The following is a 24,331-nucleotide window of genomic DNA, read 5'->3' on the forward strand; positions in this document are numbered from 1 at the left end:
TTAGTACATTTGGCTCAATGCTAATCGACTACATCAAAGTATTTATTAATATTTAAAAAAATGAAAAAAATTCTATTAAGCGCAGTTTTTCTAATGATGGCTGCAATGTCTTTTGGTCAGGATTTACCACCAAACCCTGAACCTGGTAAGTGTTATGTTCGTTGTAAAACGCCAGATGTGTATAAAAACGAAACTATAAACGTTGCTGTATCTCCAGAATATAAGAAAATAATTACTTATCCTGCTGAATATAAGACAATTCAAGAAAAGGTTTTAATTAAAGAGGCTGGTCAAAAAATTTTAGTGGTACCAGCAGTTTGGGGAACTCAAGAGGTTACGTATTTTGAAAAAGAAGATGGTACAAAAATAGAAACAGAAAAAGCAGTTTTTGTTCAAGGCTTTGAAACTGTTGAGATAAAGGCGGCCACTGCAAGCTGGGAAATGAGTGAAAAACTACCAAATTGCGAGTCTAGCAATCCTGATGATTGTAGATATTGGTGTTACAAACCAAAACCTGCAGAGTTTAAAACCATGCCTGTAGAAAAACTACAAAAAGATGCTTCTGTTACAAAAATTCCTATTCCTGGTGTTAAAAAAACTTACAAAAGAAAAGTAATGGTAAAGCCACCAACCACTAGTATTGTAAAAACAGAGCCAGAATATAAAACTATTGAAAAGACAATTTTGGTTAAAGATGCAAGAACTGAAGAAGTAATTGTACCTGCAGTATATAGATCTGTTAACAAACAAATTTTGGTTAGAAAAGGAGGGCTTACTTCTTGGAAAGCTGTTGATTGTGAACTAATTGACAATACTCCGTTACCAATTAATTGGGACTTTTCTAGTGCTGTTTTAAATGATGGGGCAAAACAAATTATTGATGCAAGATTATTACCAATTTTAAAAGATGGTGTTGCTGTTTATATTGAGTCTCACACAGACATGAGAGGTACTAAAAGTGATAATCAAGATTTATCTGACCGAAGAGCGAAAGCAGTTACAGACTACTTAATTTCTAAAGGTATCAATCCAAGTCAATTATTCGCAAAAGGGTTTGGAGAATCTAGATTACTTAATAAATGTTCAGACAATGTTAAATGTTCTGAAGCAGAACACTCTGTAAACAGAAGAACAACTTTTAGAGTTGTAAATCAAAATTAAGAATCAATTTCATTTATAAAAAAACCAAAGTAATTGTACTTTGGTTTTTTTATGTTTAATATTTTCTGATAACTTCTTTAAAAAAAGGATAATAATATTCCGTCATAACATACCCTTTTTTTTCTGCTATTTTTTTACCTCTATGATTCACTACCATTAATGTGGGAAAAGATTTTACCTTATATTTTTCTTTTAAATATAAATTTTCACTCATCTTATCAGGATCAATTAAATCTTTTCTTCTTGGAATATCTACTTCTAACAATACTAATTCATTATCAGAAATAGATTTAAATTTATCTGTATAAAATAATTCATCATTTAAAACTTTACATGGTTCACACCAATCAGATCCTGTAAAATAAATTAAAACAGGTTTCTTTTCTTTCCTAGAAATCTTTAGCGCTTCTTTATACGTTGGTGTCCAATTAAGTTCAACCTTTTTAGATTCAAAAACGCTTACACTATCTGCTGTAATTATTTGAGATTGCATAGACTGAAAAGCCAAAAAGCCAATCGCAAAAAAAACTAAGAATTTATTCATAATATACCTTTGTTTATTCAAAAATATCAAAAATAATACCAATATAAAATTTAAAATGTGACTTGTTAAAAAATAATGTGTCTTACAAGTGTTAAGTAATCATTTTAATGATAGCTTCTAACAAAAAACTCAAAAAAGAAAAACCGATGTTAACAACATCGGTTTTGTTGTATATGACGAGTAATTTGCTTGTTAAAAACTTCGTTTTGATTATCTAAAAATGTAGTTTCAATTTCAATAAAATAAATATCGACTATAAATTCTTTTAACCGAACATAATCTTTTTCAGTGGTTAATACTATTTTCTTTTCATACTTTATACTATTAAAGGCTGATTGTATCTGTTTAATATCGTTCTTTGAAAATTGGTGGTGATCTTGATATTTTAAGTGTTTAAAGTTAATATTTTTAATTTCTAAAAACTCTAATAATGGAGTTGGGTTTGCAATTCCTGTAACTAAAACAACTTCATAATCTATTAAAACGTTTATTGCTAATTTATTTTTAACAGAAACTAAATGACCATATGAAATAAAAGTAAAAAAAACATCCTTTTTGTAATGTTGTAATCTTCTTTTTATTTGTTGCTGCTTATCTAAACCTAAATTAGGTGGGCACTTTGTAACAATAATAATATCTGCCCTTGCTGCCCCTTTTCTACTTTCTCTTAAATTACCAGTTGGTAACAAAAAATCGTCTGTAAATAAATCGTTATACTTAGTGAGTAGAATATACAAGCTGCCTTTTATTTTTCTATGCTGATAAGCATCATCTAACAATACAACTTCTGGAGATTTTTGATCAATTAAATTTGTAACCCCTTCTACCCTATTTGCATCTACAGCTACATTAATGTTAGTAAATTTTTTATAATATTGCAGAGGTTCATCACCCACATCTAAAGCAGTATGATTATCATTCAACAAAACATAACCATTAGTTTTACGCTTATATCCTCTACTTAAAACAGATACCTTAAAGGTTTCTTTTAACAACCTTATTAAATACTCTATTTGAGGGGTTTTACCTGTACCACCTACACTTAGGTTACCAACAATGATTATAGGAATTTGAAAAGAGGTTTGTTTAAAAAAACCTACATCAAAAAAGAAATTTCTGATAGTTGTCACAACATCATAAATTACTGCTAACGGAAATAATAAAAATCGAAAAAATTTCATCAATACGAAAATAAGTCATTTTTATGGATTGATGCGTTGAAAATGCTAACTTTGGATTCTGATTTAGTTTACCTGTATGATAATAAAAGATATTACAAATTACATAGAAGAAATTGCCCCTTTAAATTATGCTGAAGATTTTGACAATGTGGGTTTATTAGTTGGCAACTATAACACAACTGTATCTGGTATTTTAGTAACTTTAGACACCTTAGAAGAAACTGTTGAAAAAGCAATTGCTAACAATTGTAACTTAATTATAAGTTTTCATCCTATTATTTTTAGCGGTTTAAAAAAATTAAATGGTACTACTTATGTAGAGCGTGTAGTTCTTAAAGCTATTAAAAATGATATTGCTATTTACGCTACACATACTGCTTTAGACAACTCAAAAGTAGGAGTTTCTGCAAAAATAGCAGAAGTTTTAGGGCTGAATAATACTAAAATTTTAATTCCTAAAAAGGGAATCATAAAAAAACTGAACACTTTTGTACCCGCTGAAAATAAAGAAGAATTAAAGTCTGCATTATTTGCTGCGGGTGCTGGAAACATTGGTAATTATGATCATTGTTCATTCTCTGTTTCTGGAGTGGGTACTTTTAAAGGCAATGAAGAGTCGAATCCGGTTTTGGGTGAAAAAGGCAAATTAGAAACTGCAAATGAAATAAAGCTTACAGTTACTTTTGAAAGTAAAAATGAAAGTAACATTTTAAAAGCTTTGCAAAAACATCATTCTTATGAAGAAGTAGCATACGAAATTATTACCTTAGAAAATATCCATCAAAATATTGGTATGGGAATGATTGGTGAACTACCTCAAGATATGGGTGAAAAAGAATTTCTGTTGTACCTAAAAAAAACGATGCAAACAAGCTGTGTACGTCATTCGTCATTTATCAACAAAAAAATAAAAAGAGTAGCTGTTTTAGGTGGCTCAGGTAGTTTTGCTATTTCAAACGCTAAAAGAGCTGGAGCAGATGCGTATATAAGTGCAGATTTTAAATATCACGACTTTTTTAAAGCAGAAAATAATATTCTTTTAGCTGATATTGGACATTATGAAAGCGAACAGTTTACAAAAAACCTTTTGGTTGACTATCTTACGAAAAAATTTAGTAATTTTGCAAACGTTTTATCAGAAAAAAGTACGAATCCTATATACTATATATAATCATGGCAAAGAAGAAAGAAATTTCGGTTGAAGCAAAATTAAGAGCTTTATATGACTTACAATTAATAGACTCTAGAATTGACGAAATTAGAAATGTTAGAGGAGAATTACCTTTAGAGGTTGAAGATTTAGAAGATGAAGTTGCTGGATTGAATACTCGAATTGCTAATTTAAATAAAGATGTTACTAATTTAGAAACTGATATCAATAACAAAAAGTTAGCGATTGATGAATCTAATGCTTTAATGAAAAAGTACGAAGAACAACAGAAGAAAGTAAGAAATAACAGAGAATTTGACTCTTTATCTAAAGAAATTGAATATCAAGATTTAGAAATTCAATTGGCAGAAAAAAGAATTAATGAGTATAAAGCTAAAATTGCGCAAAAACATGAGGTAATTGATGCTACTAAAGAAAAACTTGCAAAACAAGAAAAACATTTAGAGCACAAAAAAGCTGAGTTAGATGCTATTTTACAAGAAACACGTAAAGAAGAAGAGCTTTTATTAAAAAAATCTAAAGAGTTTGGTGATTCTTTAGATGCGCATTTGTTTGCGGCATATAATAGAATAAGAACCAAAGTAAAAAATGGTTTGGCTGTTGTAGCTATAGAGAGAGGTGCCTCTGGTGGCTCTTATTTTACAATTCCGCCTCAAGTGCAATTAGAAATTGCAAATAGAAAAAAAATTACCATAGACGAACATAGTGGACGTATTTTAGTTGATGCTGCTTTAGCTGCTGAAGAAAAAGAGAAAATGGATAAATTGTTTTCTTAATATATCTGCATAAATATAAAAAAACTCGAAGCAAAAGCTTCGAGTTTTTTGTGCAATAAATATTAACAATCTATTAATAATCTAACTTTTTTAGATAACTTAGTTTTTGTTTCCAGATTGCTAAATCATCTTTAAATTCATTTACTTTATTTTTTACATTAACCACTAAAGGATTATCGTCTTTTGCATTAGAGAAAAAACCTAAATTATTTTCTAATTGCTGTATTTCTCTTACAATTTCATCTATCTTTTTTCTCACAAAAAGTTGTTCTGAATCTAATTTTCTAGTGTCGTTTTCAGCAGCATAACCATCTACTACGTTGGTAAATTTTAACATAGCAACTTCGGTTTTATCTAAAGATAAATTGCTTAACATTTTATCTATTTGCTTGTTAAACTTACCCTCTAAATGACGTGCATTTCTTGGTAACCGCCCTAATTCTCTCCAATCTTCAATTGCTTTTAAGATGGTTTCTTTTGTAGGATCTTTTATTTCCTTTACATCTTCTAAAAATTGTTTTTTTGAGGCAACAGTTAGTAACTCTTCTTTACTGATAGCATTTTTTTGTTGGTGATAACGATCAAAATAATGATTACATGCAGCTTTGAAACGTTTCCAAACTTCATCTGAAAATTTTCTAGGAACATGTCCGATTTTTTTCCAATCTGATTGAACTTTTTTCATGGCATTAGTTGCCATTTCCCAATCTTCGCTATCTTTTAAAGATTCTGCAAGTTCTATTAAAGCTAGTTTTTTGTTTAAATTTTCTTGCTGAATACTCTTTTCGTTTTTATAAAAAGTGTTTTTAGCACTATTAAACTTTTTGGTAGCAGCTTTAAATTTTTGCCAAACTTCCTCACTCTTAGAGTAAGGTAATTTACCTGCATCAAAGTATTGTTTTCTTAACGTCTCAATATCATCAATACTTTTTTGCCAATCGTTATGTGTTTTATTATTAGATGTGTCGTAAGCATTAATTAAAGCTACAACTGCCTCTTTTTTATCTATAATTTCTTGATGTTTAGAGCGCATCTGTTTAAAATGGTTGTGCCTCTTATCATGAATCTTTTTGGTTGCTACACTAAATTTATGCCAGATCTCTTCTCGCATTTCTTTGGCTACTGGTCCTATATCTTCTTTCCAAGCTCTATGTAATTCTTGCAATTCTTTAGAAGCATAATTAATATCTGCCTCAGTTGTTAGTGCTTCTGCTTTTGCTATAATTTTAAGTTTTTCTTCTAGGTTGTATTTAAAGTCTAAATCTCTAAAATCATTGCTTAAGTGCAGTAAATCATAAAAACGCTCTACATGATGATGGTATATTTTCCAAGTATCGTTATAATAAGATTTTGGAACAGGACCTATTGTTTTCCAAGTATCTTGTAGCTGCTTGAAGTTTTTATACATTGTCTTAGCATCGGCCTCTTCAATTAACTCTTTTAAGCTTTCAATAACCTGAACTCGTTTTTCTAAATTTTGATTCAGTTCTTTTTCTAAATTTTTATAATAAGCATCTCTTTGCTTTTTATAATCTCCTAATAAACGATTGTATTCTATCTTTACTGGGCTAGAAAATTGAAAATCAATAGCGTTGCCTCCTTCTGCTAAAAATGCTGCTTTTTTTTCTGCTAATAAAGCACCAAATTTCTGATTAAAAGTACTTTTTATTGAATCTATTTGAGATTTAATAGCTTGTATCGGACCATCTTTTAATGTTTTTTGCAAAGCAACAACTAACTCTTCTAAAGTAAACTTAGAATAATCTACAATAGTTGCTTCTTGTGCTTTGCCCTCATTTTTTTCTGAATTTTCGGCAACCGAATTTTCAATTTCATTTACTGCTTCAGAATTTTCATCAACTACTTCTTTTGGTGTTTCAGATGCGGTATTTATTGACTTTTTTACTTCTTCTGATGAAGATGTTTCCGATTTTTCAACGTTTTTTTCATTTTTATCCAACATAATTACTATGTTTAAAAGGTCTGTATATAGTATTATACTATATTCTCATCAAAAATAGTGACTACTAATAGTAATTCCAAGATAAATTTATAAGTAAAATTGATAATTGATTAATCTTTCCAAATTCTCCAAGATTCTTCTGCTTGTAGTTGTAACATTTCTAAACCGTTTTTAACGGTTGCTCCTTTATCTTTACCTTTTGATAAAAAAGTGGTAAGTGCAGGGTTGTAGATTAAATCGTAGAGTATATGTTTAGTTGTAATGTGTTGATAAGGAATGTTTGGACACTTTTCTATATCTGGTGAAGTACCTAAGGGTGTTGCATTAATGATAATTGTATATTTTTGAATCTTTTCTTTTGTTAAACTATCATAAGAAATTTCTTTATTTCCTTTAGGATTTCTAGAAACAAACTTAAACTTTATATTATTCTTTTTTAATGCATAAGCAATGGCTTTGGATGCTCCTCCTGTTCCTAAAATTAAAGCGTATTTATGATGTTTTTGTAACAAGGGCCCCATTGAGTTTTCAAAACCAAATACATCTGTATTATATCCTTTAAGATTGCCTTTTGGGGTAATTTTTATAGTATTTACTGCGCCTATTTCTTCAGCTGTTTTGTTTAACGTATCTAAAAACGGTATTACAGCTTCTTTATAAGGTATGGTAACGTTCATTCCTTTTAAATGTTTATTTTCTTCTATCACCGAAGGAAAATCTTGAATTTGTTCTAGATCAAAGTTGACATATTTATGATCTTTTAGCGCTAAGTTTTTGAATTTTTCTGAAAAATATCCTCTAGAAAAAGAGTATGAAATATTTTTACCCAATAACCCAAATAATTTATTTTCCTCTTTTTCTTTCATAATAATCTATACCTAAAATTAAACCAATTCCCATAAAAATAAAGAGCACTGCAACCACTGTTTCAGTAGTTAGTGCATCTGGTACAAAGCGTTCATAATTTTTTATAATTTTATGCCCATCTATATCTAATAAAAAAGACTCACCATCAGTTACATAAACCTTTTTTTTCCAAGGCCAAACAATACCTAAAGAGCCTGTTATAAAACCAATAATAATGGCATTTACAATGTTACGCCAACGCTTTAAAACGTACCCTAAAACATGAGATATAGACACCAAACCAAAAGTAGAACCTGCTGTAAAAACAGATATAATTTTTAAATATTTCATTTTTACTGGATCAGAAAACACTTGAAAATTTCCTGTTAACACATTGGTTATAATACTGAACAAAACGTTTACAGAATCTACCAAAAGAAGCACATAATTGCCTAGTAAAATTAAAATAAATGAGCCAGAAAGTCCTGGTAATGTCATTCCAGAAACTCCAATAATACCACAAAGAAAAACAAACCAAAGATTATCATTTTCTTTGGCTGGTGTTAAAAAACTTATTCCTATACCTAAAGTAACTCCAAATATAATATAGATAACACTCTTCCTATTCCAATCTTCAAACCCTTTACCAATGTAAAAAACAGAACCTATAATCATACCAAAAAACCAACTCCATACATATAGCTCATAATGTTCTAAAAAGTAGTCTAAAATTAGCGAAACACTAAAGTAGCTAAAAATACTTCCTCCCATAACAAGCAACATAAATTGCGCATTTACATACTTGAAAAAGGTTTTAAATTTACCCGAAAACAGTAATTTAAAAGCGGTGAAGTTTATTTTTTGAAACGAATAGATCATCTCTTCATAAAAGCCTAAAACAAAAGAAACTGTACCTCCAGAAACACCTGGTACTTTATTAGCAGCCCCCATTGCTAAACCTTTAATAAACAACATTATTTTTTTTGCAAAAGTTCTTTCTTGCTGCATTTATTGCTTTTTTACTGCTAATCTTTCCATCAATAAAATTAAAGAAAAACCAATAATTGCCAAAATAATAGCAAAAGTTAATTGTGCATCACCATCAAAAGAAAAAGGAGATATACTTTGTTGATTAAAAGGAACTTTATCTCCATGTGAATTTGTACGCCAAGTTAAGGTTTCTTTCCAAGGCCAAATTTTATTTAAAGAGCCTATAATAAACCCTGTTAATGCAGCTAAAGTGTAGTTTTTATAATTTGCAAATAACCATTTTAATACTTTAGAAAAAGATAATAAACCAATAATGGCACCAATCATAAATACCAAAATTGTTTTAAAATCACGATCGTTTACAGCATCTAAAACAGGTTTATAAGCCCCTAATAAAACCAAAATAAAAGATCCTGAAATACCCGGTAAAATCATGGCGCAAATAGCAATTGCACCTGCAAAAAAGATATATAAAGATGATGAATTTTCAGAAACTAAAGGATTTAAAGTAGTGATATAGTAAGCTAAAAATGCACCAATAATTAAAGCTAAAACCGAAATTAAATTCCATTTTGAAATTTGTTTCGCAATGTATATTATACTAGCTAACACCAACCCAAAAAAGAAAGACCATAATAAAATAGGTTCATTTTCAAGTAAATATTTAATCAGTTTTGCTAAAGATACAATGCTTATAAAAATTCCTATAAAAAGAGCCAACAAAAAATTGCCATTTAACTCTTTCCAAGCTTCTTTAAAACCTTTGCTTTTTAAGGTTTTAAACAAACCAATTTTAACATTGCTAATAGACCCTAACAACTCTTCATATATACCTGATATAAAAGCAATTGTACCTCCAGAAACACCAGGCACAACATCTGCAGCACCCATTGCCATCCCTTTTAAACCTACAACAATATAGTCTTTAATTGTTCTACTCATTTTAAGCTTGATTTTTAAAAAAACGAAGGTAAACTAAAATTTTAAAAAAAAATTAGCTATATGACTTAAATCATCTAATTCTAAATATTTCTCTTCTATTTTTGTCATATAATTTTAAACATGAAACTTATATTTAAATCAAAAATAAAATGACACAAACAAATAGCAAGTTTAAAAAAATTACGGATAAGAGAAATTTTATCATTGATTGTTATACTGACATGCTTTTAAGAATTAAAGAAAATGAAGTTGTAGAACTCATTAAAAGTAATACTTTCTCTTCTCTTGGCAAAGAGCAGCTATCTGATGATAAAGTAGTACAATCTTTAAGCATTTATTTTCAATTAATGACATTAGTTGAAGAAAACGCAGCAACCCAATATCGTAGAGAAAATGAAAATCAAAAAGAAATATATGGCATAAGAGGTAGTTGGGGCGAAGCTTTTAAAATTTGGAAAGATCAAAATGTTTCAGAAGACGAAATGATTAAAGCTATTGCAGACACTCGTGTTATTCCTGTTTTAACAGCACATCCAACAGAAGCCAAACGTGTAACTGTTATCGAAATTCATAGAGAATTGTATTTACTCTTGGCAAAAAGAGAAAATACAGCAATGAGCAAATTAGAACAAAATAGCACAAGAGAAGAAATTATTAGTCTTTTAGAGCGTTGGTGGAGAACTGGAGAAATATATTTAGAGAAACCACAAATTCAGGATGAAAGAGCTAATGTGATTTATTATTTCAGTAAAATTTTCCCAAAACTTTTACAACAGAGTGATGCTCATTTACAAAACTCTTGGGTAGAAATGGGATTAGATCCTTCTAAAATAAAAAATCCAAATATTTTTCCAAAAATAAACTTTGGTAGTTGGGTTGGTGGAGATAGAGATGGACACCCTTTTGTTACTCCTACAATTACCCAAGAAACTCTTGAAATTCACAGAAAAAAAGCATTGGCTTTAATTCTTGAGAAATTAAAGGAGGCTGCCATTAAATTTTCAGTTTCTGCAGTTACTAATCCAATTCCTTTTCAACTTTTAGAAAGTATAGATAAAAAGAAAAATGCATTAGGAGTTGCAGGTAAAAAAGCTGTTGAAAGAAACCCTTATGAACCTTGGAGACAATATATTAATTTGTTGGTTGTTAAGTTAAACAATACAATTTCTAATAAAGTAGCAGATTCTAACAGCTATTATAAATCTAGTAAAGATTTACAAGATGATTTAAATTTCTTTAGAGATATTCTCGTTGAAAACGGAATGAAAGGTTTGGCAGAAAGCTTACTTTTTTCATTACAAAGAGCTGTGGATTGTTTTGGTTTTCACCTAGCAAAATTAGACATTAGACAAAATAGTGCATTCCATGACAGAGCTATATCTCAAATATTAAAATCTAATGGAGAAAAAGATTACGATTTCGAAAATTGGAGCGAAGAAAAAAGAGTTGCTTATCTAAGCCAATGTTTGGCAAACAACTCTCAAATAACTGATATTTCTGTTTCGTATGGTAAAGAAGCAGACAATGTTTTAGATTGCTATAGAGTGGTTAGAAATCACATTAATTTATATGGTTCTGAAGGTATTGGGTCGTTTATTATTAGTATGACACGTAGCTTGAGTGATTTATTAGTTGTCTATTTATTAATGAAAGAAACACAACTTCTAAACACGCCTATAAAAGTAGTGCCTCTTTTTGAAACTATTGAAGATTTACACAATGGACCTGCAATACTAGAAGAATACTTACAACATCCTGTATCACAAGAAAGAGCCACAAAAATTAATTACGAACAAGAAGTAATGTTGGGTTACAGTGATAGTAATAAAGATGGTGGAACAATTTCAAGCAAATGGAATTTGTACAAAGCTGAAACAGAACTTGCAAAAGCCGCTGCAAAAAATAACTTTAAGGCTTATTTCTTTCATGGTGCTGGAGGTACTATCAGTAGAGGTGGTGGAAAATACCACCGTTTTTTAGAAAGTATGCCCGCAAACACTGTTAATGGTACTATTAAAATTACTGTTCAGGGAGAAACAATTTCACAATTATTTGGGAATCCTGTAACTGCTACTTACAATTTAAATGCTTTGGCATCTGGTGTAGCTAAACAAACAATTTTAAGCAAATACCAGTCTAAGGATAAAAAATATCCTTTTGATGTCATTGAGTATTTATCTCAAAAATCTTATGAACATTATAGAGATTTTATTGAAACACCTGGATTTATTAATTTTTACGGTAAAGCTACCTGTATAGATGTTTTAGAAAAAAGTAAAATTGGCTCTAGACCTTCTAGAAGAACAGGTACAAGATCTTTAGAAGATTTAAGAGCAATACCTTGGGTTTTTAGTTGGAATCTTTCTAGAATTTCGCTTACTGGTTGGTATGGATTAGGTAGTGCATTAAAATCTTTAAAAACAGAAAAACCTGAAGATTTCGAAAACTTAAAATCAAATATTAATGATTGGTCTTTTTTAAAGTTTTTAATCATACAAACCGAAACCAATTTAATCTTATCTCAAAGAGATATCATGAAAGTTTATGCTGATTTAGATGATGATACAGCTGAAAAAGATACTTTTATGACTAAGATTATGAACGATTTCGATAATGCGTTTCAACTTATAGAAGAACTTTTTAATGAACCTGCATCTAAAAGAAGAATTGGACAGTATGATAATTTTTACTGGAGAAACGATAAATTAAATATTTTACATGATCTGCATATTAGTTATCTAAAAAAATGGAGAACCATGGAAGATACTGCAGAAAAAGAACAAATATTAACCAAATTATTAAGTATTATTAATGCATTATCTAGTGGATTAAAACATACTGGTTGATCCTTTTTTAAAACTATAAAATCCAAAAGCATCATAAATATTTATGATGCTTTTGTTGTTTTTTAAAAGTAGTTTTCGCTATAAATTATAAAAAATCAACATTCTAAGAAAAAGGATTTAAAATAACGTTAACAATACTTCGCTTACTTAATTCTTATCTTTGAGAAAACTAACATTAATTTTATGAAAACAAACATACTACCAATGATAATGGCTTTTGTTCTATTGGCATCATGTAAAACAGAAACAAAAAATAAAGAAAAAAAAGATTTTGATACTATTGCTAAAGTTTCTAAAGATGATTTATCAGCTAAAATTACACCTATAAGTCACGCAACTGCTGTAATTGAATTCGATAATACAACTATATATTTAGATCCAACTCTTGGTGCTACTTCTTTTTCTGCTTTTAAAAAAGCAAACTATGTTTTAATTACAGATATTCATGGAGATCATATGAATATGAAAACCTTAAAAGAATTAGATTTAGATTCAACCACAATTATAGCTCCAAAAGCGGTTGCCGATAATTTATCAGCATTAAAAGTAAAAGAAATCATCACCATAAATAATGATGAAACCAAAAACTTTACAAACTTTAAAGTTGAAGCGATACCCATGTATAATTTAAGAGAAGAAGCTTTAAAATTCCACAGTAAAGGAAGAGGAAATGGATATATTTTAACCATTGCTGATGAACGCATTTACTTTTCTGGTGATACTGAAGATATACCAGAAATGCGAAATTTAAAAAACATCGATAAAGCTTTTATTTGCATGAACTTGCCTTATACTATGACTGTAGAAAGCGCTGCTGATGCAGTTTTGGCGTTTAAACCAACCAAAGTGTATCCTTATCATTACAGAGGCACAGAAGGTTTAAGCGATGTTGCAAAATTTAAAGAAATAGTAAACGAAAAAGACAAAAACATCGAAGTTATTCAGTGGAATTGGTATCCGAAGAAAAAATAATACAAACACCATTAAAAAACATTATCATGAAAAAAATTAAAATATTACTACTTTCTTGTTGCATGGCTATAGTATCATGCTCAGAAACGAACCAAAAACAAGCTATTGCCAATATTACAGCCAAAAGCGGAAGTAGTGTTTCAGGTACAGTTACTTTTACTGAAAAAGATGGAAAAGTTATGATGAAAGCTAAAATAAAAGGATTAACTCCTGGTGAACATGCCATTCATATTCATGAAAAAGGAGACTGCTCTTCTGATGATGGAACATCGGCTGGTGGCCACTGGAATCCTACAGAAGATAAACACGGAAAATGGAAACATGGCGAATTTCACAGTGGAGGTATAGGAAATTTAATAGCTGATACTAATGGAAATGCCACTATAGAAAAAGAAAGCGATTTTTGGTGTATAAGTTGTGAAGATGACAACAAAAACATCATTAACCATGCAATTATTGTGCACGCAAGTTCAGACGATTTTACTTCTCAACCTTCTGGAGCAGCAGGTAAAAGAGTAGCTTGTGGAGAAATTATTTTGAAATAATTTATAGCTACTATTTATAGGTTGACGCTTGTACCTAATTCATTTTAATTGAATCGATACGTTTTTGAAGTCGTTTGATTTCTTCTAATTTCTTTTGTTGATTTGATAGCAACTGAATGGAATCTAATATTTGTCGGTTTTGCTCTAAAATAGTTTTTTCTTTTTCGAAATAAATATTTTGATTTTCACTGGCTCTCCAGGCTTCGTTCAGTTGTAAATATACTTCTTCATTCCACTTGCTTGGGTGTTTGGCATCAATCCAAATAACATCTCTATATTCAGCATCAATTAAAGCCAAATCTGGAGTTGCAGCGCCGTCAAACTGAGCATTTTCTTTTTTAATTGCAGATATAGTACTTAAAAAAAACATACGTTTTCTACCTGCTATTTTTTTAATATAGGGTCTAAACTCTACTGGTTTATTTACAGACCAATCATACTCTTTACGAGATTCAATAACCTTTAAAGGCATTGCAGAAACCCCTGCATAACCTTCTTTTTTAGAAGCGTGATCGTAAAAATATACAGCATCTGTGCCATCTGCAGGAATAAAAACGCTAAACGTTAAACTGGTTCTTTCTGAACCTACGGGCTCTAAACCAAACCAATGATACAAGCCACTGTAAGCACCTGTTTTGGTATCCGAAAAATCGAAATCGGTAACATAAGGCTGCTGATTTTGATCGTCAGGTAATTGCGGAATCTTAACAGCGGTTTTCATATTCCAAGGTAATGGGTCTGAAAATCCGCCTAAAAACTTTAAACTTTCTGCTTGTAATCGCGATACTTTTTCTGACAGCGTGTTTTGTTTGGTTAAATATTGGTAATTCTTCATTTCATCTGGAGCGATAAACGTTCCTTTACCAATGGCAATTCTTTCGAAATAATCGGACCATGAATGTGCTCCATTTTCTATAACCATCACTCCACCAAAAGTAGGATATGGAAAAAAGAATCCTTTCCATTTAATTAAACTAACCACTTGTACCCAAGCACCTTTATCGTTTTTCATATAATAAGTATCACTTGGCTCATAATTTAATAACATCCAAGGATTTAAACGCTGTACAACTGCATTGTACGTATTTCTACTAAATTTTAAAGATTCACCAATAGAAAAGGTGACTGGAATTCTATTTTCTGATGAGAACCTTGGAAATGGTGTTGTACTCGATACTGAAAAAACTTCTTCTGTATCGTCTTTTAACCCTTGCCAATAATATTTTTCTGTGGGTTGAATTGCCATTGTCCATTGATTATAGTCATCTACTCTTACCAAATGAGGTAGAGACACATCTTTGGTTTCTCCAACAGATTCATTTGCCATAGAAAAAATGTTGCGTAAAGGCTGAATTCTTTCGTTTTGAGTGAGTGGTAATTCAACAATTTCTATTCTATTCAGATCGTTAAAAACATTATAGGTCTGCATGTAACTGTACATTTTAGAATGGAAACCTATGTAATAAATCAAACCAAAAAAAACAGCTAAGATTCCTAGTACACCAATTCGTTTGCCTGTACTTGCTAATTTTCTGAATTTTCGTAATCCAAAAAACAATGCTGAAAAACACAACAAAATGATAAAAATGAATTTTCTAAAAAACAATAATGCAGGTTGATAATCGTCTCTTAAAAAGAAAAGTAAGCCAATTAGGATGATACCTAAAATGATTAAGTTTCTTTTTTGTTTACTACCCTTTTGCCAATATTTTTTTATCATTTCTATAAATATTTTACCACGAATTCACGAATTTTTGTTTTACTGATGACTGCTACTGAAAACTGCCAACTGAAGACTGTTTACTTTAAAAACCCTTTATCCTTTAATCGTTCTCTTGCACTTTTTTGGTTTTCTTTTGGTACTTCTTTTTCAACCTCCACCTGTTCTATTTCTTTAGTGTCTTTTGTCTGTAAATCTTCTATAAAATCTTTTCCTTTTTCTATAACATCTTGAAATTTATCTTCTAAAGATTCTGATTGGTCTTCTATTACTTCTGATGATTTAAATACAAATCCTGCAACATAGGTTCCTACTAAAGTCCCAAAAATCATAGAAGCAAATAGTGAGATAGTTGCCAAATCAATTGGAATTAAAAATCGTGTTACAAGAATACCAATTAAAAAGAAGGCTGTGATAAACACCAATCTTAATAAAAAAGATTGCTGATACACAAATCCTTTTGTATCTGTTTCTGCCATTTGCAATTCTTTAGAGTTCATTAATTTATTAAAAAAACGATATACTTTATTGCCTTGAGATTCTCTCCAAAAAACAACTGCGCCCAACAAAATAGATGTTATAAATATGATAAGTTCTAGTGTCATAGTTGATAAGTTTGAAGTGGGAAATTTGAAGTGGGAAGTTGCTTACTCATATGTTTTTTGTTTGGAGTTTGGAGTTGGAAGTTTATCAACAGACTTTAAAAATCTTCAAACTTCATACTTCTAGCTTCCTACTAATTTTTATTTTATTTTATTTCTGTATGCGATTGTCATATTCATTAAATTGTAACAATCTTTATAATGTTTTTCAAAATTTGTGTTTGGTAAATATTTTCTTCTATTTGCTTTATGTAAACAAGTTACAACTTCTGCTAATGAACGAATTGAATAGCCTAAAAACTTTCTATACTCTGCATTCGATTGCAAAATTGAACCCTCTGAAATATTTAATGCAATTGAATCTGATGCTCTTTTTAGTTGTGATGATAGGTTATATACTTCATCCTTTGGAAAACTTCTAGCTAACAAATTCATTTCTTCACCTAAATCCATCGATTTTTGCCAAATGATTAAATTTTCAAATTTAAAACTCATTTCTTTTTCTTTTTATAAATATACAATTTTCACTTTAAACTTCTTTCTTCCAACTTCCCTCTTCCAACTTCTTTCTTCTAACTCCCAACTTTCAACTCCCAACTTAATTCGACCTTCTTCAACCCTAAAAGCCAGCTTTAATTGTTTCAATTACCCAGTCTTTCTTGGTTTCTTCCCAGTGTTTAAAGTTCTCATAAAAATCTTCCTTATCATACCAATACCAAAACAATACGTCTTTTGGGGCAATGTTTATAAGCAATTTCCAAATTAAATCTTGATGATTTGGTCTTAAAGATGAGTGTGGTTTGTGCAAAGCAAAATAAAATTCTTGATCTACAACATCTTTAATGATAATGTTATTATTTATCGATTTTTTTTCTAAATAACGCTCTACACACATCACTTTTTTACGGTTTTTAATGTCGAGTTTATTCAAATAACTCTTAAATAACACTTTATCTTCTAAAATTTCATTTACAGGATGTTTGCTTTCTTTTAAAGCTTCTCCAAAAATGAATTTCTTAATACGCTCATAGCGTTTTGTAATAACTTCTTTCTTTAAATCGCATTCAATTACAATATAATCTCTTAGTTTTTCTATGAGTTCTGGTTGCGAAATATGAAACATCAACACATCATAAGTAGTATCATTTATAGCTTCTCTATACGCATCATCATCTTGGAAAACTAAGATAGGTTTTATAAAGTTACGCAATACATAAATACCGCCAAATGCCTTGGTATAAAAAGAATCTGAGGTGTAAATTACAGAATCTAAATTGATATTTCTGTTTCTTAAATCGCCATATTTTTTTGCGGATGCTAATAGCTGTTGATGAATATCTTCATCGATAAAATTGTTATCTTTTTTAAAGATTTCAATCAAATTTAACTGTTCTTGTCTTGCTTTATGTAAATCATCAATTAGATGAAAATTGACAGCAACTTCTTTGTATTTCAATACATCTAAAGGTTCATAAAACACATCGATATTTTGATCAAAATCAACACAAATTGCTGAATCTCTGGTAATATCTTGAATTTTCTTTTGATGTGTTCTGAATACTAATTTCATCAATTCTGCATCAAAAGAATGGAAAGGATTGTAAATTGGCAGCCCTTTTTGCAAAGGTGTAATTATTATTGCGTGCGGATTTGCTTCGCCATTATTTAAGTAAAATACTTCGTTTTTTTCTTCGGCTATTTCTGGACTCCAACCTATTCCATCAATAGAGAAAGAAGTCAGTTTGGTTTCTGTAAAACCTAATTTTACCAAACATCTGTTGTAACGCTCTACTAATTTTCCGTTTACTGGAATTAATTCGCTTCTGTATAAATTGGCTTTTTTTAGTTTATTCATTTTCCTATCCTAAATCCTTTCTAGAGGAAAGGACTTTTACGCTTTTGATTTTTTATTCTTTGTATTTACTTTTTATGACTAATGTTCCAGCTGCCAAATCTCCAATTCTTTGATTATCTTTATTTATAGCAGCAACAATAATTCCACTCATAAATGAACAATCAATAAACCCTAGAATAAATCTAATGAAGGCTTGTCCTATATTTACATCTGAGTTGTTCTTAGAGACCACTCTAATATCCAATAATCTTTTACCTATTGTTTGTCTCCAGACACCTTCACTAATTGGCCACAAAATAAAACCAATTAAAAATGCAACCAAAGCTGAAAAACCTTCTAAGTGAAAGCTAAAAATACTATCTGAAGAATTATCAAGAAATAAAGCGAGTGCAACACAAATAAAATAGTATATAATGCAATCTATCAAAGAAGCTCCTATTCTTCTGCCAATACTTGCTTTCTCAAATTTTGTTTGATAATTATCAAATTCTTCTAATAAACTCATTCCATCAATTTATTAATCTGTACATATTGCAATAACATAATTGTTCTTGCATCAACAATTTCTTCATTTTTTATCATTTGTAAGGCATCTTCAAAAGAAGTTTCTAAAACTTCTATTTCTTCACCTTCTTCTATCAAACCTTCACCCTTTTCAACTTTATCTTCATCTGAATATTCTGCAACATAAATATGTACCTGCTCCCACATTAATCCTGGAGATAAAAATACTTTGGCAACCTTTTTCAAATTTTTGATGTAATACCCAACTTCTTCTTTGGTTTCACGAATTGCTGTTTCTTCTGGTGTTTCATTTTTATCAATTGCACCACCCACCACTTCAATACAAAAACCATTTGTTACCCCTGCAACATACATTGGTGTTCGAAATTGTTTGGAAAGCACTACGTTTTTGGTTGATGGATTATACAGTAAAACTCCAACTCCATCATTTTTTCCATAAACTTCATGTGTTAAGCGTTCTGTTTTTCCGTTTTTAAAGGTAAAATCGAAACTGACTTGTTCTAATTTTGCCCAAAAGTTCGAAATCACTTTTGTAGTAACGTTATTGATTTTCTTTTTAATTTCCATTTTCAATTTTTTTTCTTGCTTCTACATCAATATGTAATTGATTTACCCTTGCATCAACTTTGCGATTAAAATCGGTATCTGCTATTGTTGCTACATTATCTAAATAACGTACCACTTCTTGCCTTCTAATTTCAGCAAAATCGAGGCCTTTCATATTTGCTTTCATCAATTCCTGCAACATATTGAATTTCGTTTCATAATTTTTTTTGAAATAAATTTCTGGATTTTCAAACCAATCTTCTTCCAAATCAAAATCTGTTAAACGTAATGAAATTGCAGATTGGATATTACGTACATCTCTTGAAGAAAAGAATGGAAATATCTGCTGAATTTCTTTATACAAACTTGCAAAAAATAAATGCTCATTGGTTTTATGTTGATGCTCTGCTTTGGCATAAGCTTCTAAAACGCTGCGTTCTGATGGTTTTTCTACTGTGCTTAAAATATCTCCCATATTTTTTGCCAGTCCTTGATCTCTTAAAAAGTCATAATTTGTAGGATTTTGCATATTCACAAAATCGGGCATTGTATTTTCGAACTTTTTCCACCAAATATAATCTTGATCTACAAAATCATTTATGGTTCTTGCTCCATCAATTTTAAATCGTCCTTGCACTCTAGAAATTACAGCTTTGTCTAACATTTCTGGCAAATTGGTAAATAATCCAATAGAGGAATTTCCATAATTTACGGCATACGCGCCTTCTGTATAACGCAAGAAAACACCAATTACTTCTTTTACTCCTGCAGAAACTCCTTGTGCAGTTCTTTCTTGTAAATTATTTTCTGCATCATCAATAGGTGCAAAAATAAGTTTTGTAGGATCTTGCATGGGTTTCATCCATTCTACCATTTTTTCTGCACTTCCACCTTGAAAAGTAGAAATCAATGTATCTGGCATTGGGTGAAATAAAAACGGAATATCTAAATGATCACAATGTTCTTTTAAACGTGTTGCAATAGCTGCAATTAACATCGATTTTCCTGTTCCTGGAATTCCATAGCCCATAAAAACGGGCATAAAACCACCCAATTCTTGAAATGGATTTTTCTGAGCCTCAAAATCGTAACTTAACATTCTTTCTGTTAATCTACGTGCAAAATGCTTTGCATCTTTATTCCCAACAATTTGTTCAAATTTAATTTTGTTAAACTCAACACTTTTGGCAGTTCCAGCAAAAACGTTTTCCCAACCTGACACAGAGAAATCAGCATTTTCTAATTTATACGTTCTATCTAAAATGGTTTCTGTGTATTCTAAACTGCTTTTACGCAATTGAATTTCATCAATTAAAGCTTCAAAATACACCACAGTAAAATCAACTACATCTTTATCGCTTTTAATGATTTCTGGGTGATCTAAATATTTATCATAATAAAACAATGCACATGCAATTCCTTTTAAAGGTGTTAAAAAGGATACTTCTGGAATACCTGCAAATTTTTGTTTCATTACAGATAAATCATCACTTGCAAATGGCTTTAAATCGTGCAAAATTTTATAGGACGTTGCAAATAACTGAAATGCGGTTGCGGTTTGTAATTTACTTTCAAATTCTCTTTTTCTTGATGAACTTAATGCTGTTTTTCTTTCGTTTAAAGAGGATAACCCTGATGAATCGTAATAGGAATCTTTGATCCAAATTCCTAAAGTTAATCCTTCTTGAACTGCAAACAAGGTTTGATTCAAATGCACAGGAATTGCAATTGAATCTGGCAACAATCGTTTTTTTAAAGCTAAAATTGTTTTAGAAACTGAAGTTACTTCAATATTGCTTCCATTGTTAGCTCTAGATAAATACAGTAAGATTGAATCTTCTTGTGCATCTTTTTCACGGCTTTTTGCTTTATTCCCTTGTTCCCATTGCACGGATTTTATGTAATCTGTAGCTTCATCTCGAAGTACGTCTAATTCATTTTGTTTAATTGGAAAAGTTGAGTTGTGTTGCATTGGCCCCTTTGTCTTTCAGACATTTCCCCAAAGGGGAAAGTTTAGTTAGTTATTCTTTTTTCTTAGTCTAAAAGATTTTAAATCTCTTTAGGCTATTATTTTTCTACTTAATATTACTCATCAATATTGGTTCTTTTTCAAGGCCATCTAATGCTCTAGGATTTTGATTGTATAGCAATTGAATGATTCTATGAGGAGCAAATAAATAGTTCTTTTTAACAACCTCACTCCATTTTTGCATGGTTTGTTTGGTAAAAAAACCACCTTCTGTAAAGGTATCTCCAGAAAAAACTTCATCAATTTTTAGTGACAAAGCATACGAATCTAAAGACACTGTTTTTTCGGCTATCGCTTTTAAGATAGTATGTGTTATTTGATTTTCATCTTTTGCAAACACATTATGCAAAGGTCCTAAATCTATTCTTTTAATATGTTTTGGTTGAATATCTTTGAGTTTTCTATCAATGTTATACGCCATAGTATCTAAAGGCATTTCTCTATCTGCGCTTTCTTTTAAAACCTGATAAATATTCTCTTTATCTGCAATAGCATCTTTTTTATCATAATCAAAATACATAAAACATACAAAAGGTCTATTGTTGCTAACATCATAAAAACTCCAACTAGTTATGTATTCATAATTAGCATTTTCGGGGCCTTCTAAAATTTTACCTTGCACAAAACGATTAAATATTAAATTTTTGTCAACAGAAGTGTAATAAATAATGGATGATGCTTTAAATAAATCTCGATTTTTGATTGGTTGTTTTTTACGTAAAAGTGTATCTAAAAACTGAGACTTTAAGGTATCAGTATCCACCAAATCATAAATATAATTTTTGCGTAATTCTAAATCGTTATATAAAAAACGAAATTCCAAATAATTAGGGAAACCAGAATCAGTTAAATCAATTTTCATATTATCCTCTTCATCATACATATATTTAATACGCATTGCATCAATAGAGTATAATAACAAATCTGAATATTGTTTAAAAAAAATCAACTCTTGTTGAGAGCATAATTTTTCTTGTTGAATGCTCACAATTAACTCTTTCAATACAAAATCTACCATTTTATGGTAAAAAATGTATTGCTCTTTAGAGTTTAAAACAGCAGAATCTAGAGGAGTTGGAATCATTTTTTAAAATTTAAGAATATCATTTAAAGTCTTTTTAATTACCTCAACATCTTTCTGTGGAATTTTTCCTAGTTTTTTATCTAATTTTGATTTGGAAACAGAACGAACGTGAAAAGTTAATACCTCAGATTTTTTTTCAAGTCCGTTTGTTTCATTAGGCTCTATAATAAGGTTTCCTTTATAATTTTTAATACTAGTTGTTAACGGACAAACAATAACAACCTGTAAATACGTATTTAACAAATTGCCACTTATTATTACTGCTGGTCTTCGTCCAATTTGTTCACTACCCTTTGTTGGATTTAAATATAGCTCCCAAATTTCTCCTTGTTTCATTTGGCTTCTATAGCATTTACTTGATTAAAATAATCTTGTAAACCTTCTTCTGCAAGCATTAAAATATCATCATCTGAGGCAGCCTGCTTATATGATTTTATGTAGCTCGCTTTTTCTAGTTGCTCTAAATATAGTTCTAAAGCCTTTTCCATAAGTCTATTTTTTGGAAGCTTTAACTCTTTTGCAAGGTTAGACAATCTTTCTAAAAGCTGATCTGGTAAAGATGATGTGAATGTTGCCATAATTAATATTGTTTTTTACAAATATGAAAAATATTTATAAAACATAAATATAAAATTTATTTACAAACTTCACCTAAGAAAGCATATCATCATTAGAAATTTCCTTTTTTGGTTGATCTGAAGATGTTTCTTCAACTGTTGATATTTCTTTATCTGCTTTATAATAGTCTTCAAAAATCTCTTTCATATCAATTCCATATCTGTCTGCAAAGTTTTTCTGAATATCTTCATCCTTTTCGCGAATTTCATGCAATGCTTCTGCATACGTACCATACACCCCTTTCATTACTTTTTCATGGACAGGAATATTATCCATCATTTCTTGACGTGCTCTAGCACTTGCAGAATGCATTGATGCTAAAGTAGCCCCAATATGTTCATCAGTTTTAACACCTAAATGCTCTAAAATTGCTGCAAATTCTTGATCTGTTCTTGCTTTTAAAGCCACTATATAACCATCATAATATTTCAACCTTTCTTCAGTATCTGACTTTAATTTTGCCCTATGTGTTTGTAAATTAGAGCGTAAAGAGGTTAATACTTTAATGGTTAAATTATGTTTGTGTACAAAACTATCTTTACTGGCTGCTAAAGTTGTGTAGGCATTTTTTAAGCCTTCTAACTCTTCTACCTTTTGTTCAATTGAAGTCATTTTGCCAATAGCCTCAGAATACGCTGTAGATTGTTTATCGGCTATTTCATCTAATTCTTGTCGAGATTGTTTTAGTAAAGCATACTGCACTTCTAATTGATCTTCAATTTCCTTTTTCTTCTCTAAAGCTTTTGTGTGATTCTTAGAAGCTTCAACAATAGCTATTTTTAGCTTTTCTTCTACTTCTTTTATTTCTACTTCTCTATTTTTTAGACGTGTAACAGCGGCTTGAGATTTATATGATAGTTCTCTTAAAAGTGTTTCAACATCTGCACTTTCTATACGCTCTTGAAACATTGCTTTTGCTTTAGTATCAGCACCTGCTCTAACTTTTTCGGCCTCTGCGTACTCTTCTTCTTCTTTTTTGATTTTAGATTTACGCCCCCAAAGGTTGTTCCACCAATTATCTGGTTTATTTTTTGCGTTTTCTAACTCAATTTTTGCACGTTCTAACTCTTTTTGGGCATCATCTATTATTTTTTGCTCTTTTTCATTCAATGACGAAAAATTTTCGAACATAATACCTACTTCGTCTTGATAGTCTGTTAAATCTTTAATAGCATCTAAAAGCGTAGTTCTGTCTTTTTCTGCCATATGTATAACGTCATCTAAAGTAGCGTTCAGAATCTTTTGACGTTGCTGAGGATCATCTTCTTGGGCCAGTTTCGATTTCATTGAATCTACAGCTTTACCCCAATTTACCTCTACTTTTTCTGTTTTTTCATTAGAATTTGTTTCTAATAAATCAAAATCTTCTGCCATTTGTATTATTTTTTTAGTTGAACAATTTTTAGATAAGCAAT

The 24,331-nt window shown here is 30.2% G+C and carries 23 protein-coding genes; 6 read left to right on the forward strand and 17 right to left on the reverse strand.

Features of this window, described 5'->3' with window-relative positions; all coding sequences use genetic code 11:
* The first annotated feature begins 60 nt into the window (after window positions 1-60).
* Window positions 61-1,161, forward strand: a complete 1,101-nt coding sequence (locus ACW9UN_RS02750; RefSeq protein ID WP_459483677.1) for an OmpA family protein — start codon at window positions 61-63, stop codon at window positions 1,159-1,161.
* Between the two features lie 55 nt (window positions 1,162-1,216).
* Here the strand turns inward: ACW9UN_RS02750 and ACW9UN_RS02755 are convergent, their stop codons facing one another.
* Complete coding sequence (locus ACW9UN_RS02755; RefSeq protein WP_459483678.1) at window positions 1,217-1,705, reverse strand: thioredoxin family protein; 489 nt, start codon at window positions 1,703-1,705, stop codon at window positions 1,217-1,219.
* 149 nt (window positions 1,706-1,854) lie between these two features.
* Window positions 1,855-2,886, reverse strand: coding sequence for a tetraacyldisaccharide 4'-kinase (lpxK, locus tag ACW9UN_RS02760; RefSeq protein WP_459483679.1), 1,032 nt, complete (start codon window positions 2,884-2,886; stop codon window positions 1,855-1,857).
* A gap of 76 nt (window positions 2,887-2,962) precedes the next feature.
* Between lpxK and ACW9UN_RS02765 the strand changes: the two genes are divergently transcribed.
* Window positions 2,963-4,057 carry a Nif3-like dinuclear metal center hexameric protein gene (locus ACW9UN_RS02765; RefSeq protein WP_459483681.1) on the forward strand — a complete coding sequence of 365 codons (1,095 nt, stop codon included), beginning with the start codon at window positions 2,963-2,965 and terminating at the stop codon, window positions 4,055-4,057.
* Between the two features lie 2 nt (window positions 4,058-4,059).
* Window positions 4,060-4,833 carry a zinc ribbon domain-containing protein gene (locus tag ACW9UN_RS02770; RefSeq protein WP_459483683.1) on the forward strand — a complete coding sequence of 258 codons (774 nt, stop codon included), beginning with the start codon at window positions 4,060-4,062 and terminating at the stop codon, window positions 4,831-4,833.
* A 73-nt stretch (window positions 4,834-4,906) separates the two neighbouring features.
* Here ACW9UN_RS02770 and ACW9UN_RS02775 read toward each other — a convergent pair whose 3' ends face one another.
* The 4 genes from ACW9UN_RS02775 to ACW9UN_RS02790 all read right to left on the reverse strand — a co-directional run bounded on the left by ACW9UN_RS02775 (window position 4,907) and on the right by ACW9UN_RS02790 (window position 9,574).
* A complete protein-coding gene (locus tag ACW9UN_RS02775; RefSeq protein WP_459483685.1) occupies window positions 4,907-6,796 on the reverse strand; it encodes a DUF349 domain-containing protein in 1,890 nt (629 codons plus the stop codon).
* A 110-nt stretch (window positions 6,797-6,906) separates the two neighbouring features.
* A complete protein-coding gene (locus ACW9UN_RS02780) occupies window positions 6,907-7,662 on the reverse strand; it encodes a shikimate dehydrogenase family protein (RefSeq protein ID WP_459483687.1) in 756 nt (251 codons plus the stop codon).
* Window positions 7,640-8,650 carry a DUF368 domain-containing protein gene (locus tag ACW9UN_RS02785; protein WP_459483688.1) on the reverse strand — a complete coding sequence of 337 codons (1,011 nt, stop codon included), beginning with the start codon at window positions 8,648-8,650 and terminating at the stop codon, window positions 7,640-7,642. Before ACW9UN_RS02785 ends, ACW9UN_RS02780 begins: the two co-directional genes overlap by 23 nt.
* The gene (locus ACW9UN_RS02790; protein WP_459483689.1) at window positions 8,651-9,574 is read right to left on the reverse strand and encodes a polyprenyl-phosphate transporter; all 924 of its coding nucleotides are present in this window, start codon (window positions 9,572-9,574) and stop codon (window positions 8,651-8,653) included. It abuts the gene before it with no gap.
* 149 nt (window positions 9,575-9,723) lie between these two features.
* Here ACW9UN_RS02790 and ACW9UN_RS02795 point away from each other — a divergent pair, with 149 nt between their 5' ends.
* The 3 genes from ACW9UN_RS02795 (at window position 9,724) to ACW9UN_RS02805 (ending at window position 13,937) form a co-directional block, all read left to right on the forward strand.
* On the forward strand, window positions 9,724-12,420 hold the full coding sequence (locus tag ACW9UN_RS02795; protein WP_459483691.1) for a phosphoenolpyruvate carboxylase: 2,697 nt from the start codon (window positions 9,724-9,726) through the stop codon (window positions 12,418-12,420).
* Window positions 12,421-12,603: 183 nt separating this feature from the next.
* The gene (locus tag ACW9UN_RS02800) at window positions 12,604-13,392 is read left to right on the forward strand and encodes an MBL fold metallo-hydrolase (RefSeq protein WP_459483693.1); all 789 of its coding nucleotides are present in this window, start codon (window positions 12,604-12,606) and stop codon (window positions 13,390-13,392) included.
* Between the two features lie 26 nt (window positions 13,393-13,418).
* Window positions 13,419-13,937: a superoxide dismutase family protein gene (locus ACW9UN_RS02805; protein ID WP_459483694.1), complete on the forward strand. Its 519-nt coding sequence runs from the start codon at window positions 13,419-13,421 to the stop codon at window positions 13,935-13,937.
* 34 nt (window positions 13,938-13,971) lie between these two features.
* Here the strand turns inward: ACW9UN_RS02805 and ACW9UN_RS02810 are convergent, their stop codons facing one another.
* The 11 genes from ACW9UN_RS02810 to ACW9UN_RS02860 form a co-directional block, all read right to left on the reverse strand.
* The gene (locus tag ACW9UN_RS02810; protein WP_459483696.1) at window positions 13,972-15,657 is read right to left on the reverse strand and encodes a hypothetical protein; all 1,686 of its coding nucleotides are present in this window, start codon (window positions 15,655-15,657) and stop codon (window positions 13,972-13,974) included.
* An 80-nt stretch (window positions 15,658-15,737) separates the two neighbouring features.
* Window positions 15,738-16,262, reverse strand: a complete 525-nt coding sequence (locus tag ACW9UN_RS02815) for a hypothetical protein (protein WP_459483697.1) — start codon at window positions 16,260-16,262, stop codon at window positions 15,738-15,740.
* A gap of 138 nt (window positions 16,263-16,400) precedes the next feature.
* Complete coding sequence (locus tag ACW9UN_RS02820) at window positions 16,401-16,754, reverse strand: four helix bundle protein (protein ID WP_459483698.1); 354 nt, start codon at window positions 16,752-16,754, stop codon at window positions 16,401-16,403.
* A 124-nt stretch (window positions 16,755-16,878) separates the two neighbouring features.
* Window positions 16,879-18,114 carry a DUF6638 family protein gene (locus ACW9UN_RS02825; protein WP_459483700.1) on the reverse strand — a complete coding sequence of 412 codons (1,236 nt, stop codon included), beginning with the start codon at window positions 18,112-18,114 and terminating at the stop codon, window positions 16,879-16,881.
* A 52-nt stretch (window positions 18,115-18,166) separates the two neighbouring features.
* Window positions 18,167-18,619, reverse strand: coding sequence for an RDD family protein (locus ACW9UN_RS02830; RefSeq protein WP_459483701.1), 453 nt, complete (start codon window positions 18,617-18,619; stop codon window positions 18,167-18,169).
* Window positions 18,616-19,206: an NUDIX domain-containing protein gene (locus tag ACW9UN_RS02835; RefSeq protein WP_459483703.1), complete on the reverse strand. Its 591-nt coding sequence runs from the start codon at window positions 19,204-19,206 to the stop codon at window positions 18,616-18,618. The genes ACW9UN_RS02830 and ACW9UN_RS02835 overlap by 4 nt, the downstream gene beginning before the upstream one ends.
* The gene (locus ACW9UN_RS02840; RefSeq protein ID WP_459483705.1) at window positions 19,196-21,157 is read right to left on the reverse strand and encodes an AAA family ATPase; all 1,962 of its coding nucleotides are present in this window, start codon (window positions 21,155-21,157) and stop codon (window positions 19,196-19,198) included. The genes ACW9UN_RS02835 and ACW9UN_RS02840 overlap by 11 nt, the downstream gene beginning before the upstream one ends.
* A gap of 103 nt (window positions 21,158-21,260) precedes the next feature.
* On the reverse strand, window positions 21,261-22,298 hold the full coding sequence (locus ACW9UN_RS02845; protein ID WP_459483707.1) for a hypothetical protein: 1,038 nt from the start codon (window positions 22,296-22,298) through the stop codon (window positions 21,261-21,263).
* Window positions 22,299-22,301: 3 nt separating this feature from the next.
* Window positions 22,302-22,634: a type II toxin-antitoxin system PemK/MazF family toxin gene (locus tag ACW9UN_RS02850; protein WP_459483709.1), complete on the reverse strand. Its 333-nt coding sequence runs from the start codon at window positions 22,632-22,634 to the stop codon at window positions 22,302-22,304.
* Window positions 22,631-22,876, reverse strand: a complete 246-nt coding sequence (locus ACW9UN_RS02855; RefSeq protein ID WP_459483710.1) for a ribbon-helix-helix domain-containing protein — start codon at window positions 22,874-22,876, stop codon at window positions 22,631-22,633. The genes ACW9UN_RS02850 and ACW9UN_RS02855 overlap by 4 nt, the downstream gene beginning before the upstream one ends.
* A gap of 73 nt (window positions 22,877-22,949) precedes the next feature.
* Window positions 22,950-24,290 (reverse strand): microtubule-binding protein, encoded by a 1,341-nt coding sequence (locus tag ACW9UN_RS02860; protein ID WP_459483712.1) that lies wholly within the window; start codon window positions 24,288-24,290, stop codon window positions 22,950-22,952.
* Window positions 24,291-24,331: the final 41 nt, after the last annotated feature.

The organism is Polaribacter litoreus, assembly GCF_054584775.1.

What these genes read in the sequence shown, in the direction of transcription:
- ACW9UN_RS02805 (WP_459483694.1), top strand. Translation starts at nt 13,419, where the DNA reads ATGAAAAAAATTAAAATATTACTACTTTCTTGTTGCATGGCTATAGTA.
- ACW9UN_RS02795 (WP_459483691.1), top strand. Translation starts at nt 9,724, where the DNA reads ATGACACAAACAAATAGCAAGTTTAAAAAAATTACGGATAAGAGAAAT.
- ACW9UN_RS02820 (WP_459483698.1), bottom strand. Translation starts at nt 16,754, where the DNA reads ATGAGTTTTAAATTTGAAAATTTAATCATTTGGCAAAAATCGATGGAT.
- ACW9UN_RS02775 (WP_459483685.1), bottom strand. Translation starts at nt 6,796, where the DNA reads ATGTTGGATAAAAATGAAAAAAACGTTGAAAAATCGGAAACATCTTCA.
- ACW9UN_RS02840 (WP_459483705.1), bottom strand. Translation starts at nt 21,157, where the DNA reads ATGCAACACAACTCAACTTTTCCAATTAAACAAAATGAATTAGACGTA.
- ACW9UN_RS02755 (WP_459483678.1), bottom strand. Translation starts at nt 1,705, where the DNA reads ATGAATAAATTCTTAGTTTTTTTTGCGATTGGCTTTTTGGCTTTTCAG.
- ACW9UN_RS02830 (WP_459483701.1), bottom strand. Translation starts at nt 18,619, where the DNA reads ATGAGTTTATTAGAAGAATTTGATAATTATCAAACAAAATTTGAGAAA.
- ACW9UN_RS02815 (WP_459483697.1), bottom strand. Translation starts at nt 16,262, where the DNA reads ATGACACTAGAACTTATCATATTTATAACATCTATTTTGTTGGGCGCA.
- ACW9UN_RS02855 (WP_459483710.1), bottom strand. Translation starts at nt 22,876, where the DNA reads ATGGCAACATTCACATCATCTTTACCAGATCAGCTTTTAGAAAGATTG.
- ACW9UN_RS02825 (WP_459483700.1), bottom strand. Translation starts at nt 18,114, where the DNA reads ATGAATAAACTAAAAAAAGCCAATTTATACAGAAGCGAATTAATTCCA.
- ACW9UN_RS02770 (WP_459483683.1), top strand. Translation starts at nt 4,060, where the DNA reads ATGGCAAAGAAGAAAGAAATTTCGGTTGAAGCAAAATTAAGAGCTTTA.
- ACW9UN_RS02835 (WP_459483703.1), bottom strand. Translation starts at nt 19,206, where the DNA reads ATGGAAATTAAAAAGAAAATCAATAACGTTACTACAAAAGTGATTTCG.
- ACW9UN_RS02790 (WP_459483689.1), bottom strand. Translation starts at nt 9,574, where the DNA reads ATGAGTAGAACAATTAAAGACTATATTGTTGTAGGTTTAAAAGGGATG.
- lpxK (WP_459483679.1), bottom strand. Translation starts at nt 2,886, where the DNA reads ATGAAATTTTTTCGATTTTTATTATTTCCGTTAGCAGTAATTTATGAT.
- ACW9UN_RS02750 (WP_459483677.1), top strand. Translation starts at nt 61, where the DNA reads ATGAAAAAAATTCTATTAAGCGCAGTTTTTCTAATGATGGCTGCAATG.
- ACW9UN_RS02800 (WP_459483693.1), top strand. Translation starts at nt 12,604, where the DNA reads ATGAAAACAAACATACTACCAATGATAATGGCTTTTGTTCTATTGGCA.
- ACW9UN_RS02860 (WP_459483712.1), bottom strand. Translation starts at nt 24,290, where the DNA reads ATGGCAGAAGATTTTGATTTATTAGAAACAAATTCTAATGAAAAAACA.
- ACW9UN_RS02845 (WP_459483707.1), bottom strand. Translation starts at nt 22,298, where the DNA reads ATGATTCCAACTCCTCTAGATTCTGCTGTTTTAAACTCTAAAGAGCAA.
- ACW9UN_RS02765 (WP_459483681.1), top strand. Translation starts at nt 2,963, where the DNA reads ATGATAATAAAAGATATTACAAATTACATAGAAGAAATTGCCCCTTTA.
- ACW9UN_RS02785 (WP_459483688.1), bottom strand. Translation starts at nt 8,650, where the DNA reads ATGCAGCAAGAAAGAACTTTTGCAAAAAAAATAATGTTGTTTATTAAA.
- ACW9UN_RS02780 (WP_459483687.1), bottom strand. Translation starts at nt 7,662, where the DNA reads ATGAAAGAAAAAGAGGAAAATAAATTATTTGGGTTATTGGGTAAAAAT.
- ACW9UN_RS02810 (WP_459483696.1), bottom strand. Translation starts at nt 15,657, where the DNA reads ATGATAAAAAAATATTGGCAAAAGGGTAGTAAACAAAAAAGAAACTTA.
- ACW9UN_RS02850 (WP_459483709.1), bottom strand. Translation starts at nt 22,634, where the DNA reads ATGAAACAAGGAGAAATTTGGGAGCTATATTTAAATCCAACAAAGGGT.